Annotated in this window: 13 protein-coding genes; 4 read left to right on the top strand and 9 right to left on the bottom strand. The window is 72.9% G+C overall.

Annotated features, from left to right (window positions below):
* Nucleotides 1–167: 167 nt before the first annotated feature.
* The 4 genes from hutI to hutU form a co-directional block, all read right to left on the bottom strand.
* Nucleotides 168–1382, bottom strand: a complete 1215-nt coding sequence (hutI, locus tag ACIO1C_RS21035) for an imidazolonepropionase (RefSeq protein ID WP_401865694.1) — start codon at nt 1380–1382, stop codon at nt 168–170.
* Between the two features lie 50 nt (nt 1383–1432).
* Nucleotides 1433–2902 carry a formimidoylglutamate deiminase gene (locus ACIO1C_RS21030; protein ID WP_401865692.1) on the bottom strand — a complete coding sequence of 490 codons (1470 nt, stop codon included), beginning with the start codon at nt 2900–2902 and terminating at the stop codon, nt 1433–1435.
* Nucleotides 2899–4107 (bottom strand): allantoate amidohydrolase, encoded by a 1209-nt coding sequence (locus tag ACIO1C_RS21025; RefSeq protein WP_401865832.1) that lies wholly within the window; start codon nt 4105–4107, stop codon nt 2899–2901. The genes ACIO1C_RS21030 and ACIO1C_RS21025 overlap by 4 nt, the downstream gene beginning before the upstream one ends.
* Before the next feature lie 95 nt (nt 4108–4202).
* The gene (gene hutU / locus ACIO1C_RS21020; RefSeq protein WP_401865690.1) at nt 4203–5954 is read right to left on the bottom strand and encodes a urocanate hydratase; all 1752 of its coding nucleotides are present in this window, start codon (nt 5952–5954) and stop codon (nt 4203–4205) included.
* Nucleotides 5955–6146: 192 nt separating this feature from the next.
* Here hutU and ACIO1C_RS21015 point away from each other — a divergent pair, with 192 nt between their 5' ends.
* The 3 genes from ACIO1C_RS21015 to ACIO1C_RS21005 all read left to right on the top strand — a co-directional run bounded on the left by ACIO1C_RS21015 (nt 6147) and on the right by ACIO1C_RS21005 (nt 9768).
* The gene (locus ACIO1C_RS21015; RefSeq protein WP_401865688.1) at nt 6147–7634 is read left to right on the top strand and encodes a diaminopimelate decarboxylase; all 1488 of its coding nucleotides are present in this window, start codon (nt 6147–6149) and stop codon (nt 7632–7634) included.
* 2 nt (nt 7635–7636) lie between these two features.
* The gene (locus tag ACIO1C_RS21010; RefSeq protein WP_401865686.1) at nt 7637–8314 is read left to right on the top strand and encodes an alpha/beta hydrolase; all 678 of its coding nucleotides are present in this window, start codon (nt 7637–7639) and stop codon (nt 8312–8314) included.
* Nucleotides 8315–8427: 113 nt separating this feature from the next.
* Nucleotides 8428–9768, top strand: a complete 1341-nt coding sequence (locus ACIO1C_RS21005; protein ID WP_401865684.1) for an MFS transporter — start codon at nt 8428–8430, stop codon at nt 9766–9768.
* Between the two features lie 27 nt (nt 9769–9795).
* Here ACIO1C_RS21005 and ACIO1C_RS21000 read toward each other — a convergent pair whose 3' ends face one another.
* From ACIO1C_RS21000 to ACIO1C_RS20985, 4 genes are all read right to left on the bottom strand, one after another.
* Nucleotides 9796–10374: a hypothetical protein gene (locus ACIO1C_RS21000; RefSeq protein WP_401865682.1), complete on the bottom strand. Its 579-nt coding sequence runs from the start codon at nt 10372–10374 to the stop codon at nt 9796–9798.
* A 113-nt stretch (nt 10375–10487) separates the two neighbouring features.
* Complete coding sequence (locus tag ACIO1C_RS20995; protein WP_401865680.1) at nt 10488–11324, bottom strand: MurR/RpiR family transcriptional regulator; 837 nt, start codon at nt 11322–11324, stop codon at nt 10488–10490.
* Nucleotides 11321–12970, bottom strand: coding sequence for an aromatic amino acid ammonia-lyase (locus tag ACIO1C_RS20990; RefSeq protein ID WP_401865830.1), 1650 nt, complete (start codon nt 12968–12970; stop codon nt 11321–11323). Before ACIO1C_RS20990 ends, ACIO1C_RS20995 begins: the two co-directional genes overlap by 4 nt.
* Nucleotides 12971–13079: 109 nt before the next feature.
* Complete coding sequence (locus ACIO1C_RS20985; RefSeq protein ID WP_401865678.1) at nt 13080–14027, bottom strand: FkbM family methyltransferase; 948 nt, start codon at nt 14025–14027, stop codon at nt 13080–13082.
* Nucleotides 14028–14222: 195 nt separating this feature from the next.
* Between ACIO1C_RS20985 and ACIO1C_RS20980 the strand changes: the two genes are divergently transcribed.
* Nucleotides 14223–14639, top strand: coding sequence for a hypothetical protein (locus tag ACIO1C_RS20980; protein ID WP_401865676.1), 417 nt, complete (start codon nt 14223–14225; stop codon nt 14637–14639).
* Nucleotides 14640–14946: 307 nt separating this feature from the next.
* Here ACIO1C_RS20980 and ACIO1C_RS20975 read toward each other — a convergent pair whose 3' ends face one another.
* On the bottom strand, nt 14947–16353 hold the full coding sequence (locus ACIO1C_RS20975; RefSeq protein ID WP_401865674.1) for a cystathionine beta-synthase: 1407 nt from the start codon (nt 16351–16353) through the stop codon (nt 14947–14949).
* Nucleotides 16354–16459: the final 106 nt, after the last annotated feature.

The raw sequence follows: 16459 nt of genomic DNA, 5'->3' as shown, positions 1-16459 counted from the left end.
TCGACCCCCCGGTCCCCCTGCCCCCGCGCGTCCACGTCCTCCGTGAACTCGTGCGTGGGCACACGCTCGTGAGGACGGTACCGGCCCAAATCCCGCCGGGACAGTGCCAGTCGCCCATCTTGTGACGGATCCGTCGAGGAGGCGGGTGACGCGGGGCGGGAGAGGTTTCAGAGGCGTACCCCGCTCCGCCAGACCGACGAGACCAGCGGGACGCCGGGACGGTAGGCGAGGTGGACGTGGCTCGGGGCGTCCAGGACGGTGAGGTCGGCGCGGGCGCCGGGGGCGAGACGGCCGATGTCCGTACGGCGCAGGGCCTGCGCGCCGCCCGCGGTGGCCGACCAGATCGCCTCGTCGGGGGTCATGTGCATGTCCCGTACGGCGAGGGCGATACAGAACGGCATCGACGAGGTGAAGGACGAGCCGGGGTTGCAGTCGGTGGAGAGGGCGACGGTCGCGCCCGCGTCGAGGAGCCTGCGGGCGTCCGGCCACGCGGCGCGGGTGGAGAACTCGGCGCCGGGGAGCAGCGTGGCGACCGTGTCGCTGTGGGCGAGCGCGTCCACGTCGGCGTCGGTGAGGTGGGTGCAGTGGTCGGCGGAGGCGGCGTCGAGTTCGACGGCGAGCTGGACGCCGGGGCCGTAGGACAGCTGGTTGGCGTGGATGCGGGGGTGCAGGCCCTTGGCGCGGCCCGCGAGGAGGATCGCGCGGGCCTGGTCGCCGTCGAAGGCGCCGGTCTCGCAGAAGACGTCGATCCAACGGGCGTACGGGGCGCAGGCGTCGAGCATGTCGCCGGTGACGAGCGCGACGTACGCGGCGGGGTCGTCGGCGTGGTCGGGCGGGACGATGTGGGCGCCGAGGTAGGTGACCTCGTCGGTGTGCTCGCTCGCGATGCGCAGGGAGCGTGCCTCGTCCTCGACGGTGAGGCCGTAGCCGGACTTGGTCTCCAGGGTGGTGGTGCCCTGGCGCAGGGCCTCGGCGACGTAGCGGGCGATGGTGGCGCCGAGGTCGGCGTCGGAGGCGGCGCGGGTCGCGGCGACGGTGGTGCGGATACCGCCGGCGGTGTAGGCGCGGCCGGACATCCTGGCGTTGAACTCGGCGGTGCGGTCGCCGGCGAAGACGAGGTGGGAGTGGGAGTCGACGAAGCCGGGGACGACGGCCCGGCCGCCGAGGTCGAGGGCGTTGTCAGTGGGGGGTGCTTTGCTTGATTCACCGACCCAGACGACGCGGTCGCCGTCGATGACGACGGCCGCGTCCTGGATCAGACCGATGGGGGATCCGTCACCGAGGGAGGGGTCGTTGGTGACCAGACCGGCGATGTTGGTGAGGGCGGTGGTCGCCGCCGTCGTGGCGGTGGTCCGCGGGGTGTTCGGCGTGCTCGTGGGCATGGTGGGGGTGCGCTCCTTCGGCGGCTTCGCCGCGGGCCGGACGTCGGGGGTCAGGCGCGGCCGGACAGGGCTCCGATCGCGTCGGCGAGGGCCCGCGCGGTGTCGGGGATCCGTGTGTGGACCCCGTCCCGGACGACATGACGACCGCTCACGACCGTGTGGCGTACATCAGCGGCGGAGGCGGCGAATACGGCGGTCTCCGCTCCGAGCCGGGGCAGTGGTCCCGCTGTCCTGACCGAGTCCAGGGCGATCGTGACGAGGTCGGCGAGTGCCCCTTGTTCGATCCGGCCCGCCTCGGGCCAGCCGAGTGCCGCGTGGCCGTCGGCGGAGGCGGCGTGGAGCAGGGCGCCCGCCGTCCAGTGGCCGCGGGTGCGGGTGCGCAGGCGTTCGTTGAGTTCCATCGCGCGGGCCTCTTCGAAGAGGTCGATCACGGCGTGGCTGTCGCTGCCGAGCGAGAGCGGCGAGCCCGCGCGCTGGAGCTGGGCGGCGGGTCCGATGCCGTCGGCGAGGTCGCGCTCGGTGGTGGGGCACATGCAGGTGCCGGTGTGGGTGGCGCCCAGCAGCGCGATGTCCTCGTCGGTGAGGTGGGTGTTGTGGATGCCTGTGGTGCGGGCGCCGAGAACACCGTGGTCGTTGAGGAGCTGCACGGGGGTGCGGCCGTGGACGGCGAGGCAGGCCTCGTTCTCGGCGGCCTGTTCGGAGAGGTGCACGTGGAGGGGGGCGCGGCGGGCCCGGGCCCACGCGGCGACGGTCGGGAGCTGTTCGGCCGGCACGGCCCGTACGGAATGGATCGCCGCGCCGATCCGCGCGTGGCCGCTGTCCTTGAGGGCGGAGGCCCTCTCCGCCCAGGCGTCGGCGGTGCCGTCGGAGAAGCGGACCTGGTGACGGTCGGGGGCGGCCCCGCCGCGCCGCTTGGAGACGCCGGACGAGAGATAGGCGGTGTCGAGCAGGGTGATCCTGATGCCGGCGTCGGCGGCGGCCGCGATCAGGGACTCGCCCATCGCGTTCGGCTTGTCGTAGGGGGTCCCGTTGGCTCCGTGGTGGAGGTAGTGGAACTCACCCACGCAGGTGATGCCCGCCAGGGCCATCTCGGCGTACACGGCGCGGGCGAGGGCGTGGTACGAGTCGGGGGTGAGCCGGGCGGCGGTGCGGTACATCAGCTCGCGCCAGGTCCAGAAGGTGCCGGAGCCGACCTGGGTGGTGCCGCGCAGGGCGCGGTGGAAGGCGTGGGAGTGGGTGTTGGCGAGCCCGGGGAGGGTCAGTCCGCGCAGGGCCACGGCGCCCGGGGGTGGGGTGTCGGTCTCGGTGCGGACGGCGGTGATCCTGCCGTCGGCGACCTCGACGGTCACGCCGGGCTCGACGTGGTGGTCGAGCCAGGCGTGCTCCAGCCAGTAGGTGGTGCGGGGTCCTTGCCGGTCCTGTGGCTCCGGCGACTCCTGCCGCGGCTCCTGGGGTGCTTGGCGGTCCTGCGATCCGTGCGACTGCTGCGATCCGTGCGACTCCTGCGGTCCCTGCGTCATGCGCACGCCAGTCCTTCCAGTACGTCGGCCAGAGCCAGGACGCCCGCCGCGCAGTCGTCCTCGGCCGCGGATTCGGCCGGGGAGTGCGATACGCCGGTCGGGTTCCGTACGAACAGCATGGCGGTTGGAATGGATCCGGACAAAATACCCGCGTCGTGCCCGGCGCCGGTGCCGAGGACCGGGACGGAGGCGGGGCCCTTCGCGGGGCCGGAGAGGATCCTGGCCAGCTCGTCGCGCAGGGCGTGCTCGAACTCGACGACGGGCGTGAAGGACTCCCGTACGACGCTCAGGTCGATCCCGGCGCGCTCGGCGGCCTCGCGGGCCGCCGCCTCGATCCCGGCGACGACGGTGTCCAGGGTGGCCTGGTCGGCGGCGCGGGAGTCCAGCCAGCCACGGACGAGGGAGGGGATGGCGTTGACGCCGTTGGGTTCGACGGAGATCTTGCCGAAGGTGGCGAGGGCCCCGGCCAGCTCGGCCTCGCGGCGGGCGGCGAGGACGGTCTCCGCGTACGTCAGCATCGGGTCGCGGCGGTCGGCGAGGCGGGTGGTGCCCGCGTGGTTGGCCTCGCCGCGGAAGTCGAACCGCCAGCGGCCGTGCGGCCAGATCGCCGAGGCGATGCCGACCGGGTCGCCGGAGAGGTCGAGGGCGCGGCCCTGCTCGACGTGCAGTTCGACAAACGCGCCGATACGGGCCAGGCGTTCGGGGTCCGGGCCGAGGGTGGCGGGGTCGTGTCCGGCCGCCTCCATGGCCCGGGGCAGGGAGACGCCGTCGCCGTCGCGCAGCTCGTACGCCTTCTCGGCGGTGAGCTGTCCGGTGGTGAGCCGGGAGCCGACGCAGGCGAGACCGAAGCGGGCGCCTTCCTCGTCGCCGAAGTTGGCGACGGCCAGGGGCTTGGTGAACCGCGCTCCCCGGCGGCGCAGTTCGTCCAGGGCGGCGAAGGAGGACACCACACCGAGCGGGCCGTCGAAGGCGCCGCCGTCGGGGACGGAGTCGAGGTGGGAGCCGGTGACGACGGCGTCCCCGGCCAGGGGGTCGCCGAGCCAGGCCCACTGGTTGCCGTTCCGGTCGAGTTCGTGGGCCAGGCCGCGGATCTCGGCCTGGGCGCGGAACCAGGCGCGGCAGTCGGTGTCGGCGGCGGTCCAGGCGTAGCGGCGGTAGCCGTGGCTGATGGCGTCCCGTCCGACGGGGGCGAGGTCGCGCCACATCTCCTGGAAGGAGGGCGGGTTCCCGGCCGTCCCGGCCGCCCCGGTCGGGGTGCCGGGTTCGCGGGCGGGCGGCGCGGGGCGCGGGGTGCGGGGGGTCACGCGGGGGTGCCGTCCGTCGTGGGGGTGGCGGACCCGCCGGCGGAGGGCCCGGCCGCGGAGGACCCGTCGGCGGCGCCCTCGCGCATCGGGACGCGGACGCCGCGCTCCTCGGCGACCCTCTCCGCGATGTCGTAGCCGGCGTCGACGTGGCGGATGACGCCCATGCCCGGGTCGTTCGTCAGGACGCGGCGGATCTTCTCGCCCGCGAGCTTCGTGCCGTCGGCGACGGTGACCTGCCCGGCGTGGATCGAGCGGCCCATGCCGACCCCGCCGCCGTGGTGGATGGAGACCCAGGAGGCGCCGGAGGCGACGTTGACCATGGCGTTGAGGAGCGGCCAGTCGGCGATGGCGTCGGAGCCGTCGAGCATGGACTCGGTCTCGCGGTACGGCGAGGCCACCGAGCCCGCGTCCAGGTGGTCGCGGCCGATGACGACGGGCGCGGCCAGCTCGCCGGAGGCGACCATGTCGTTGAACCGCTCGCCCGCCTTGTCACGCTCGCCGTACCCGAGCCAGCAGATGCGGGCCGGGAGGCCCTGGAAGTGGACGCGTTCGCCGGCCAGCTTGATCCAGCGGTGGAGGGACTCGTTCTCGGGGAAGAGTTCGAGGATCGCCTTGTCGGTCTTGTGGATGTCGGACGCCTCGCCGGACAGGGCCGCCCAGCGGAACGGGCCCTTGCCCTCGCTGAACAGCGGCCTGATGTAGGCCGGTACGAAGCCGGGGAAGGCGAAGGCCCGCTCGTACCCGGCGAGTTGTGCCTCGCCGCGGATGGAGTTGCCGTAGTCGAAGACCTCGGCGCCGGCGTCCATGAAGCCGACCATCGCCTCGACGTGCCGCGCCATCGACTCGCGGGCGCGCAGGGTGAAGTCGGCGGGCTTCTCGGCGGCGTACGCGGCCATGTCGTCGAAGTCGACGCCGAGCGGGAGGTAGGCGAGCGGGTCGTGCGCGGAGGTCTGGTCGGTGACGATGTCGATCGGGGCGCCCTCGGCGAGCATGCGGGGCAGCAGTTCGGCCGCGTTGCCCAGCAGCCCGATGGAGAGCGGGCGGCGCGCGTCACGGGCCTCGGTGGCCAGCTGGAGGGCGTGGGCGAGGCTGTCGGCCCTCACGTCCAGGTAGCGGTGCTCGATCCGGCGCTCGATGGCGCGCGGGTCGCAGTCGATACAGATGACAACGCCGTCGTTCATGGTCACGGCGAGCGGCTGGGCGCCGCCCATGCCGCCGAGCCCGGCGGTGAGGGTGATCGTCCCGGCGAGCGTGCCGCCGACCCCTCCTCTACCCATTGAATGCAGCTTGGCGGCGACGGCGGCGAACGTCTCGTACGTGCCCTGGAGGATGCCCTGCGTGCCGATGTAGATCCACGAACCGGCCGTCATCTGCCCGTACATGGTGAGCCCGAGGGCCTCCAGGCGCCGGAACTCCTCCCAGTTCGCCCAGTCGCCCACCAGGTTGGAGTTGGCGAGCAGCACCCGCGGCGCCCACTCGTGCGTCTGCATGACGCCCACCGGGCGGCCGGACTGGACGAGCATCGTCTCGTCCTGCTTGAGCGTGCGCAGCGTACGGACCATGGCGTCGAAGGAGCGCCAGTCGCGGGCCGCCTTGCCCGTGCCGCCGTAGACGACGAGCTTGTCGGGGTGTTCGGCGACCTCGGGGTCGAGGTTGTTCTGGAGCATGCGGAGGGCGGCCTCCTGCTGCCATCCCAGGGCGCTCAGTTCCGTACCGCGCGCTGCCCGTACGGGGCGGGGTCCTGACATGGCGGTGCCTCCTCCATGGGGGTGGTGCACAGTGGATCGTGTGGGCCGTGCACGTCATGTTGGCCGATCTATTCACATCCTGAACGGATGAATAGTTGTAGTCAACAGGCACGGGGCGCACGCGGCCCGATCGGGGGCAGATCGGCGGCAAATCGACGACGAACGGCCGACAAGGGTGATTGGCTGGCATCCATGGGCCTGGACCGCGAGAACGACCAAGACCGCGACCAAGACCGCGACCAATTCGGCGACCGGGACAGCCACGGGGACAGCCCCCGGGACAGGGAAGCGCCCGCCCGGCGCGACCACGCCGTGCGGGCCGCCGTGGCCCAAGGGCTGCTCACCGAGGAACAGCCCGTGATCGCCCTGCTCGACGTGGCCGGGATCCGCGCCTCCGCCGCCGCGCTGCGGACCGCGTTCGAAGAGGTCACCGCCCCCGGAACCGCCGTCCTGCACGCCTTCGCCGTGAAGGCCACCCCGCTGGTGCCGGTTCTGCGGCTGCTGAACGACGAGGGCATCGGCGCCGAGGTCGCGAGCCCCGGCGAGCTGGCACTGGCCAGGGCCGCGGGCGTACGGGCGGAGCACACCGTCCTCGACTCCCCCGCCAAGACCACCGCCGAGCTGCGCCAGGCCCTCGCCCTCGGCATCGCGGTCAATGCCGACAATCCGCAGGAGCTGGGCCGCCTCGACACGCTCATCAGCGGCTCCCCCGGCGCCGGCCCCCGCTCCCCCATCGGCCTGCGCGTCAACCCCCAGGTCGGCGGGGGTTCCATCGGCGCGCTGTCCACCGCCACCGCGACGTCCAAGTTCGGCGTCGCGCTGCGCGACGGGGGCTCCCGCGCCTGGGTCGTCCGGGCCTGCCTCGACCGGCCCTGGCTCACCCGGCTGCACACCCACACCGGCTCGCAGGGCGTCCCGCTGGAGCTGATGGCCCGCGGCGTCCGGGCGGCGTACGAACTGGCCGAGGAGATCAACGCGGCCGCCGGCCGACGCCAGATCGACACCCTGGACATCGGCGGCGGCCTCCCGGTCAACTTCGCCTCGGACGAGGAGACCCCGGCGTACGCCACCTACGCGCGGCTGCTGCGGGACACCGTCCCCGGGCTGTTCGACGGCGGGTACGGCCTGGTCACCGAGTTCGGCCGCTCGCTGCTCGCCAAGCACGGCACGGTCCTGGCCCGCGTCGAGTACACCAAGTCCGCGGGCGGCCGCCCGATCGCGGTCACCCACGCGGGCGCGCAGCTGGCCACCCGTACGGTCTACGACCCCGCCTCCTGGCCGCTGCGCGTCGCCGCGTACGACGCCGAAGGCCGCCCGAGCACGGCCCAGATCGTGGCCCAGGACGTCGCGGGCCCCGCCTGCTTCGCGGGCGACCTCCTCGCCGAGAACCGGCGCCTGCCGCTGCTGGGGCAGGGGGACCTGGTGGCCGCGCTCGACACCGGCGCGTACTACTTCACCAACCACTACGCGTACAACAGCCTCGCCCGGCCGGGGATCTACGGTTTTGTACGGTCCGGCGACGACGACGGCAACGACGGCGAAGGCGGCAGCGCCATCGACGGGATGCGCTTCGCCACCGTACGGACTCCCCAGACGGTCGAGGAGATCGTCGCCGAATCGGGCGGACCGCACGCGGACGCGCTGCGCGCGGATCGCGAATCGCTACCGAGGGATCGCTGACCATGGCCACATACGTACTGCTTCCCGGCGCCGGGACCGACTCCTGGTACTGGCACCTGCTGGAGGCCGAGCTGCGCGGGCGGGGCCACGACGTGGTGGCGGTGGACCTGCCCTGCGACGACGACACGGCCGGACTGGCCGAGTACGCCGACACCGCGGTCGAGGCCATCGGCGGCCGCACGGATCTGATCGTGGTGGCGCACTCCTTCGGCGGGTTCACCGCCCCGCTGGTGTGCGACCGCGTGCCGGTCGGCCTGCTGGTGCTGCTCCAGGCGCAGATCCCGGCACCGGGTGAGAGCCCCGGCGAGTGGTGGGGCAACACCGGCTACGAGCGGGCCCGGCGCGAGCAGGACAAACGCGACGGCAGGGACCCGGACGACACGCTCGCCCTCTTCCACCACGACACCCCGCCGGCGCTGGCCGCGCAGGCCCAGGAACACGCGCGTCCGCAGTCGGCCACCCCCTTCATGAAGCCCTGGCTGCTCGCCGCGTGGCCGGACGTGCCGACGAAGTTCCTGCTGCCCCGGGACGACCGCTTCTTCCCCGCCGCGTACATGCGAGGGATCGTGCGGGACCGGCTCGGCATCACCCCGGACGAGATGCCCGGCGACCACTGCCCGATGCTCGGCCACCCCGGGGAACTGGCCGACCGGCTGGAGGCGTACCGCACGGAGGCGTGAGAGCCGCCGTACCGAGGCGTGGGAGCCGTCCTGCGGAGGCGTGAGAGCCGCCCGTCGACCACGCGCCGTGGCGGAGCCCGTCGACCGGGACGATTCCGCGCATCCTGAGAGCCATGCGGATCACACAACGACATCTCGGCTACCCGGCGGCCGCGGTGGTGTTCGCCATCGGCATGGCGGGCACCACCCTGCCCACCCCGTTGTACGGGCTCTACCGGGAGGAGCTGGGGTTCTCCGAGTTCATCGTGACGGTGGTCTACGCCGTCTACGCCGTGGGCGTGATCACGTTCCTGCTGCTCGCGGGGAACTACTCCGACAAGGCGGGCCGGAAACCGGTCCTGCTGATCGCGGTGGGGCTGTCGGCGGCGAGCGCGCTGTGTTTCCTGTTCGAGGGCGGTCTTGCCGTGCTCTTCGTGGGCCGCCTGCTGTCCGGCTTCTCGGCCGGTCTGTTCAGCGGCGCGGCCACCGCGACCGTGCTGGAACTGGCCTCCCCCGAACACAAGGCGCGCGCGGGCCTCGCGGCGACCGCCGCCAACATGGGCGGCCTCGGCTGCGGCCCGCTGCTGGCCGGGCTGCTGGCCGAGTACGCGACACACCCGCTGCGCCTGCCGTTCCTGGTCCATCTCGTGCTGCTGGCGATCGCGGCCTGCCTGACCCTGCTGCTCCCGGAGAGCGTCAAGCGGCCGGCGCCCGCCCCGGGGCGGGACGGGAAGGCGGGCCACGTACGGCGGTGGCCGCCGCTGACCCCGCAGGGCCTGGTGGTCCCGCCGGAGGTCCACGGGGTGTTCGGTCCTGCCGCGCTCGCCGCGTTCGCCGGCTTCGCGCTGCTGGGGCTGTTCAGCTCGGTCGCGCCGAGCTTCGCCGCCCAGACGCTGCACGAGGACAACCTCGCGGTGGTGGGCGCGGTGGTCTTCTCCACCTTCCTGGCCTCGACGCTGGGGCAGCTCGCGATGGGGTGGGTCGGCGGGCGCAGGGCGCTGCCCCTCGGCAGTTTTGTGCTGGTGGGCGGGCTGGCGCTGGTCGCGGCGTCACTGGCGGCGGAGTCGCTGGGGCTGCTGGTGGCGGGCGCGGTCATCGGGGGTCTGGGCCAGGGCCTGGCCTTCCGGGCCGCCGTCACCTCCATCGGCGCGGCGGCGCCGCCGTCCCAGCGGGCGGGCACGATCTCGGCGTTCTTCGTCATCGCCTACATCGGCATCTCGGTGCCGGTGATCGGCGTCGGGGCGCTCTCGCTCCTGCTGGACCTGCGGACGGTGGGGCTGATCTTCACGGGGTGCGTGGCGGTGCTCGCGGCGTGGGTGGGGGTGCGTACGGCGGGGCGCGGCGCGGCAGGTACGGGCGGTGGCGCGGGGGGTACGGACGGGGGCGCCGGGAGCACGGGCGGGGGTGGCCCCGGGGGTACGGGCAGCGACGGCACCGGGGGTACGGCGGGGCATGGCGCGGGAAGTACCGCGTGAGGCCGGAGGTACGGCAGGGCGTGCCGGTCAGGGGCGGTGGCGCCGCGCCCCGCCCGGTACGGCGTCACCCCCGCCGACCCCGGTGGTGCGGTAGCCCTTGACCCGCTTGCCGGCGGGCCGGCCCGATCCGGCCCAGTCCGTACGTACCCACAGCAGCGCGTCGTCGCGCCGCTCCAGGCGCCCCAGCCAGGCCGCCTTGAGCCACAGCCCCACGCCCGCGCCCGCCAGGACCGCGCCCGCGACGACCGGTACCGCGAAGGAGCTGGCGACGGCGGCGGCGAACCCGGCCGCCAGCCACCACACATGGGCGCGCCGCCAGTTCCGTATCGTCACGGCCCGGTCCTGGAGGATGTCGAACCTGCCCGCGCGCGAGGCGCGTTCCGCCCAGGCGGTGTACTTGCGGCGGCGTACGAGCAGCACGGCCGCCGCGGACACCACGAACAGCGCCACACCGGCGTAGACGCCGATCCCGCGCCCGGTCAGACCGGGGATCAGCAGCCCGATCCCGGCGGCGGACACCCCGAGCCACCAGAGCGGGACCGCACCGGCCCGTACGACCACCGCCACCCGGACCAACGACTGTCCACCGCGCCCCGCACGCCCCACGGTCTGCCTCCTCGCGCCTGTGTGTGGCGGGGAGATTAATAGGACTTCCTGAACATTTTCTGAGAACGGGAAAGAAGATTCCGGGGGGGCGGGACGCGCAAGGACGCCGGGCACTACTCCACGAACAGCCCCCGGGCCGCCGCCCCCGCGTCGAACTCCTCCAGCCGCGTCTGCGCCTCCGGCAGGTGGTCGCACATCGCCTCCAGCAGGACCCGCCCCAACAGCATCGGCGCGCAGGCCGTGTCGAAGGCGAGGCCCGTGCCGACGGCCGCCGGGATCAGCAGGTCGCTGTACTTGGCGACCGGCGCGAACGCGGAGTCGGCGACGGTCACCACCGTCAGCCCCGCCGCGCGCGCGTACCTGAGCGCCTCGACGACCTCCTTGGGGTGGCGCGGCAGGGCGAAGCAGAGGAGGGCGCTCGCGCCCGCGCTCCTGGCCGTGTCGATCCGGTCGGCGAGCATCGTGCCGCCCTCGTCCAGCAGCCGTACGTCCGGATGGACCTTGGCCGCGAAGTAGGAGAAGCCGCGCGCCTGCGAGGAGGCGGCCCGCAGACCGAGCACCGGCAGCGGGCGGGACGCGGCGAGGAGCCGGCCGGCGCGCTCGACCGGCGCCGGGTCCGCGAGGAGTTCGGCCAGGTGCCGGAGGTTCTCGATCTCGCCCAGCACGGCCTGCTGGTACTCGTTGTACGGGGCCGCGTCCGCGTCCTGCCCGGTGGGCGCCACCTCGCGCAGGTGCTTGCGCAGCGCCGGGTAGCCGTCGAAGCCGAGCGCGACGGCGAAGCGGGTGACGGACGGCTGGCTGACCCCGGCCAGTTCGGCGAGTTCGACGCTCGACAGGAAGGGCACGTCCCCGGCCCGGCGCACCATGCTGTGCGCGATGCGCCGCTGGGTGGGGGTGAGGCGGTGGCCCTCGAAGAGCTGCTGGAGTCGGGCGGCAGGGCTGTCGCTCACGCGATCCCCCTTCTCAGGTCCGGGTCGGGCGGCTGGGCGGGCGGCTGGGCGGGCGGCTCGAAGGGCGGCGGAACGGACGCCGGAACGGCGGTGGTGGGAACGATGGTGGTACGGGGCGTCGCCCGTGCCGTACGGCCCCCCGTGTCCGTCGCCAGGTCGGTGAACCGGTCGAGCAGCGCGGCGGCGCCCGTCACATCATCGGTCAAGGGCCGGTCGGCGAACGACTCCTGGAGTACGGACTCCGCCAGCTCGAAGGCCCGTCCCACCGGCAGTCCGGGCTCGGGCCGCAGTCCGCGCTGCCTCAACGCCCTTACGGCGGCGACCAGTTCGCAGCCGACGACCAGCCGGTACGCGCCGGCCGCGCGGAGGGTCTGGCGGGCGGCGAGCGAGGCGAAACTGGCCTGTTCCTCGACGCCCCGGGACAGCACGGTGTGGCCGAGCGAGGCCGGCGCGGAGTAGGCCCGCAGATCGCCCAGCGCCGCGCCCGCCGCGTACTCCAGGATCATCACGCCGGAGCTGGCGGGCTCGGCGTCGGCGAGGAAGGGCCGCAGCCGGGTGAAGGCGGGCTCGTTCAGGGCGGCGAGGCGGGAGGTGGACAGCCGGGCGGTCTGGACGAGCGAGAGCCGGAAGTGGTCCAGGGCAAGGGCCAGTTGGGCGAGGTAGAAGCCGCCGTGGTGGTACGCGGCGGGCGCGGGGTCGCTCTCCGTGCCGGGGACGATCAGCGGGTTCTCGGCGGCGGCGTTGATCTCGACCGCCAGCGCGCTCTCCAGGGCGTCGGCGGCGTCCCTGGCCGGGCCGTGTATCTGCGGGACGCAGCGGAAGCCGTACGGGTCCTGGATCCGGCCGAGCGGCGGCGCGGGGCGGTCGGGGGCGCCGAGGATCCGGCGCATGTCGGCGGCGACGGCGTACGAACCGGCGTGCGGGCGGGCCGCGTGGACCGGTTCCGCGAACGTCTCGTACGAGCCGTCGACGGCCACCAGCGAGAGCGCGGCGACCAATTCGGTGGCGGTCACCAGGCGCCGCAACTCGTCGAGCGCCAGGGCCGCCTGACCGAGTGTCAGCGCGTTGCTGCTGATGAGCGCCAGCGCGTCGTTGTTGTCGAGGGCCTGTGCCCCGGGGGGCAGCCCGCCCCGCCAGGGGTGTTCACCGGCGAGGGCGAGGCCCAGTTGGGCGAGGGCCGCGATGTCGCCCGTACCGACGGACCCGAATTCGTTCACCACGGGGTACGCGCCGGTCTCCAGCGCCTCGCAGAGCGCGGTGACGACGGTCGGGCGCAGCCCGGCGCCGCCGGCGAGGAGCTGGTTGGCCCGTACGGCCAGCATCGCGCGGACCTCGCGGGCGGGCAGCGTGCCGCCGATGGCCCCGGCGTGGCTGCGCAGCAGCCGCAGCCCGTGGTCGGCGGCCGCCTCGGTCGGCACGGCCTCGGTGCGGTTGGCGCCGACGCCGGTGGACCGCCCGTACACCCGGCCCGACGCGGCCAGCTCCCGCGCCGCGTCCCAGGTCCGCTCGACGCGCTTCATCGCGTCGGTGCCGGGGACGGGGCGGGCGGCGCCGTCGGCCAGCCGTACGACGTCGGCCACCGGGAGGCTCTGTCCGTCCAGGACAACCACGGCGGCGGCCACCGGGTAGGGCGGGTGGGACGACATCATGCGCGCATGCCCCCTTTTGGCATCCATTCAGCCACACACAACTCTGCATGACTATATGCAAGCCGGGCAAGCCGCGGCAGCCGTCAGGCGCAGCCCTTCCCCGGGGTCAGGCGTACTCCTTCTCCCGGGGCGCGAAGATCAGGTTGCGGCTCTTGCCCGGGCGCCCCTCGGCGATCGGCACGAGCCGGCGGTCGGACTCCGAGATCCAGCGGAAGGTGTAGTCGAGGTCCCGGAACGGCTCGGTGAGCTGGTCGAGCAGCGTCGACTGGAGCGCTTCGAGGATGACGACGGGCCGGTCGCGCTTGAGCAGGTGCCGGGCCCCGGCGAGGACACTCGGCTCGTGGCCCTCGACGTCGATCTTGATCAGGTCGACCGGGGTGTCCCCCAGCGCGTCGTCCAGGGAGACCAGCTGCACCCGGCTGGTGATCGCGCTGGCCACGGGCTTGGTGAAGTCCTCCAGGGAGGAGCCGGTGGAGAGCAGGTTGACCAGCGGGAAGCGGATGTTGATGTCCGCGAACCCCACGTGGTCGGAGACGCCCTGCTGGTGCAGCACCAGGTTCTTGAGGCCGTTCACCCGGTGGTTGACGGCCAGCCTGGCGTGGATGGGCGGGACCGGTTCAAACGCGTGCACCTTGGCCTTGGGGGCGGAGAGGGCCGCGATCATCGCGTAGTAGCCGACGTGCGCGCCGACATCGAGGACCGTACGGCTGCCGGCGGCGAGGCGGCTCCAGTGGTAGAGGCTCGCCGACTCGTAGCCGAAGCGCCCGTTCCACACGGTGTCGAGGGCGACGGCCTCGTCGTTCGCGCAGAACATGACGAACGGCGGACAGAGGCCCGACTCGATCTCCACCCACCCGTGGTGGGGGAAGGCCTTGCGGTGGGTGTTGAGGATCTCGGTGGTCGTGACCGGCCGGACGCGCGCGGCCTCCGTCGCGGTCACCCGGTTCGCCGCGTCGAGGTCGCGGATCCGGGTCCCGGGCGGGGCGGCGGCCGGCCGGCCCGAGCCCGGCTGCGCCCGGCGTGCGGCTGATGAGATCTTACGGAGGATCTTCACGGGTCTCCTTGGATGTCTTCCGACGGAAGGGCCGTTCGAGTCTGCCGATGTTGTCGCCGCCCGCTGAGCGCAGGATGTTCACCGGGTGAACGTGAGGCGAATGCCTGGCCGTCGGAACCGGACCGTCCCGGGGACCGGAAAATGGGGGGTTACCCCCAGGGACCGGAAGCACTCCCGCTTCGTACGGTGGTCGGCATGGAAGCCTTCGATGCTGAGCTCAAGAAGGAGCTCGACGCGACCCTTCAGGCCCGCCGGGAGCTGGGGACGGAGTACGAGCCCGCGCTCGTCGAGTCGTTCCTGGAGAAGGTCGAGCAGCGCCTCGACGGGACGGTCGACCGCCGGGTCCGGCGCCAGCTCGCCGAACAGCAGATGTCGGCGGCGCGCAGCAGCCGCTCGCCGGCCGGTCCCGAGGGGTTCGGTGAGCGGTTCGGCTTCGGGATCATCTCGCTGATCCTGGCCATCCCGCTGTCCGCGATCGCCGCCGTCCAGGCCGGCAACAAGGGCCTGATCGTCTGCTGGCTGGGCATCGTCGCGGTCAACACGGTGCATTCGTCGCACGGCTGGCCGTGGTCCTCACGGCGGCGGCGCCGCGATTCCGACTGGGAGGACTGACGGGCGCGGTCCCGCGCCCGGGAAACCTGGGAAACCCGGAAAACCTGGGAAACGTGAGCGCGTCCGGGAAAAAGTAAGCGCGGGGACCGCCGCACCCCCATTGCTGGGGGGCGGGACGACGACGGTCCCCGCGAGGGACACGATCCGGGTCAGGGCCGGGTCTCGTGTCCTGGGCGTCCATGGAGGTCCGGGAGCCGCTCCGTAGTCCGTGACGCCGACAACAACCAATGTGCCGGACGCGTGTTAAGCGGGTGCTGCGTGGACGTGTCGCCCTCGTACCACTTTCGCGAATGTGTGAAACCCCGGGTCAATGTGCGGGGTGGGGCACGTCCTTGGAGAGGAACGCCAGCAGATCCTGCCTGCTCACGACCCCGGTCGGCTTCCCCTCCACCAGCACGATCGCCGCGTCGGCGCCGTCCGAACCGCTCAGCGCGGCCATCAGGTCGGCGACGGCCTCACCGGAACCGACCTGCGGCAGCGGCCCCGACATGTGCTTCTCCAGCGCGTCACCGAGCGCGGCCCGCTGGGTGAACAGCGCGTCCAGCAGGTCCCGTTCGACGACCGAGCCGATGATCTCGGCGGCCATCACGTCCGGGTGTCCCGCGCCGCGCTTCACGATGGGCATCTGGGAGACGCCGTACTCCCGCAGGACCTCGATGGCCTGGCCGACCGTTTCCTCCGGGTGCATGTGGAGGAGCGTCGGGATGGGGCCCTCCTTGTGCCGCAGGACGTCGCCGACGGCCGCCGCGCCCCCGGTCTGCTCCAGGAACCCGTAGTCGTTCATCCACTCGTCATTGAAGATCTTGCTGAGGTAGCCGCGCCCGCTGTCCGGCAGCAGGACGACCACGACGTCGTCGGGGCCGAGCCCCTCGGCGACCTTCAGCGCCGCCACGACCGCCATCCCGCAGGAGCCGCCGACGAGCAGCCCCTCCTCCTTGGCCAGCCGGCGGGTCATCCGGAACGAGTCCTTGTCGGAGACGGCGATGATCTCGTCCGTCACCGTGCGGTCGTACGCCGTCGGCCAGAAGTCCTCACCGACCCCCTCGACCAGGTAGGGCCGCCCCGAGCCGCCCGAGTAGACGGACCCCTCGGGGTCGGCGCCCACGACGCGCACGCTTCCGCCGCTGACCTCCTTGAGGTAGCGGCCGGTGCCCGAGATGGTGCCGCCGGTGCCCACACCCGCGACAAAATGGGTGATTTTCCCCTCTGTCTGCTCCCACAGCTCCGGACCGGTGGTCTCGTAGTGCGAGCGGGGGTTGTTCGGGTTGCTGTACTGGTCCGGCTTCCAGGCGCCCGGCGTCTCCGTGACCAGCCGGTCGGAGACGTTGTAGTACGACTCCGGGTGGCTGGGGTCGACCGCCGTCGGGCAGACGACGACCTCGGCGCCGTACGCGCGCATGACGTTGATCTTGTCCATGGAGACCTTGTCAGGGCACACAAAAATGCACTTGTAGCCCTTCTGCTGGGCCACGATCGCGAGGCCGACGCCGGTGTTGCCACTGGTCGGTTCGACGATCGTGCCGCCCGGCTGGAGCTCTCCGCTCTGCTCCGCCGCCTCGATCATGCGCAGGGCGATCCGGTCCTTCACCGAACCGCCCGGGTTGAAGTATTCGACCTTGGCAAGGACTGTCGCCCGAATGCCCGTGGTCACACTGTTCAGCTTCAACAGCGGGGTATTGCCGACGAGGCTGATCATCGAGTCGTGGAATTGCACCGTATGTCTCCGGGGTCTCCGTGATGGTCCGGCCAGCGTATGCGCAGACGCGCGAGATTGGGCGACGGGCCTTACGGGGCAGTTAGCTGGTGTACGTACTCACGCG

Source organism: Streptomyces sp. NPDC087420 (genome assembly GCF_044744165.1).
Lineage (GTDB): Bacteria > Actinomycetota > Actinomycetes > Streptomycetales > Streptomycetaceae > Streptomyces.
This window is presented reverse-complemented; position numbering and strand designations above follow the sequence as displayed.

Bases quoted from the DNA above. Each gene is read 5' to 3' on its own strand.
- hutI (WP_401865694.1), bottom strand. From the start codon at position 1,382: ATGCCCACGAGCACGCCGAACACCCCGCGGACCACCGCCACGACGGCG.
- ACIO1C_RS21030 (WP_401865692.1), bottom strand. From the start codon at position 2,902: ATGACGCAGGGACCGCAGGAGTCGCACGGATCGCAGCAGTCGCACGGA.
- ACIO1C_RS21025 (WP_401865832.1), bottom strand. From the start codon at position 4,107: ATGTGGCGCGACCTCGCCCCCGTCGGACGGGACGCCATCAGCCACGGC.
- hutU (WP_401865690.1), bottom strand. From the start codon at position 5,954: ATGTCAGGACCCCGCCCCGTACGGGCAGCGCGCGGTACGGAACTGAGC.
- ACIO1C_RS21015 (WP_401865688.1), top strand. From the start codon at position 6,147: ATGGGCCTGGACCGCGAGAACGACCAAGACCGCGACCAAGACCGCGAC.
- ACIO1C_RS21010 (WP_401865686.1), top strand. From the start codon at position 7,637: ATGGCCACATACGTACTGCTTCCCGGCGCCGGGACCGACTCCTGGTAC.
- ACIO1C_RS21005 (WP_401865684.1), top strand. From the start codon at position 8,428: ATGCGGATCACACAACGACATCTCGGCTACCCGGCGGCCGCGGTGGTG.
- ACIO1C_RS20990 (WP_401865830.1), bottom strand. From the start codon at position 12,970: ATGTCGTCCCACCCGCCCTACCCGGTGGCCGCCGCCGTGGTTGTCCTG.
- ACIO1C_RS20980 (WP_401865676.1), top strand. From the start codon at position 14,223: ATGGAAGCCTTCGATGCTGAGCTCAAGAAGGAGCTCGACGCGACCCTT.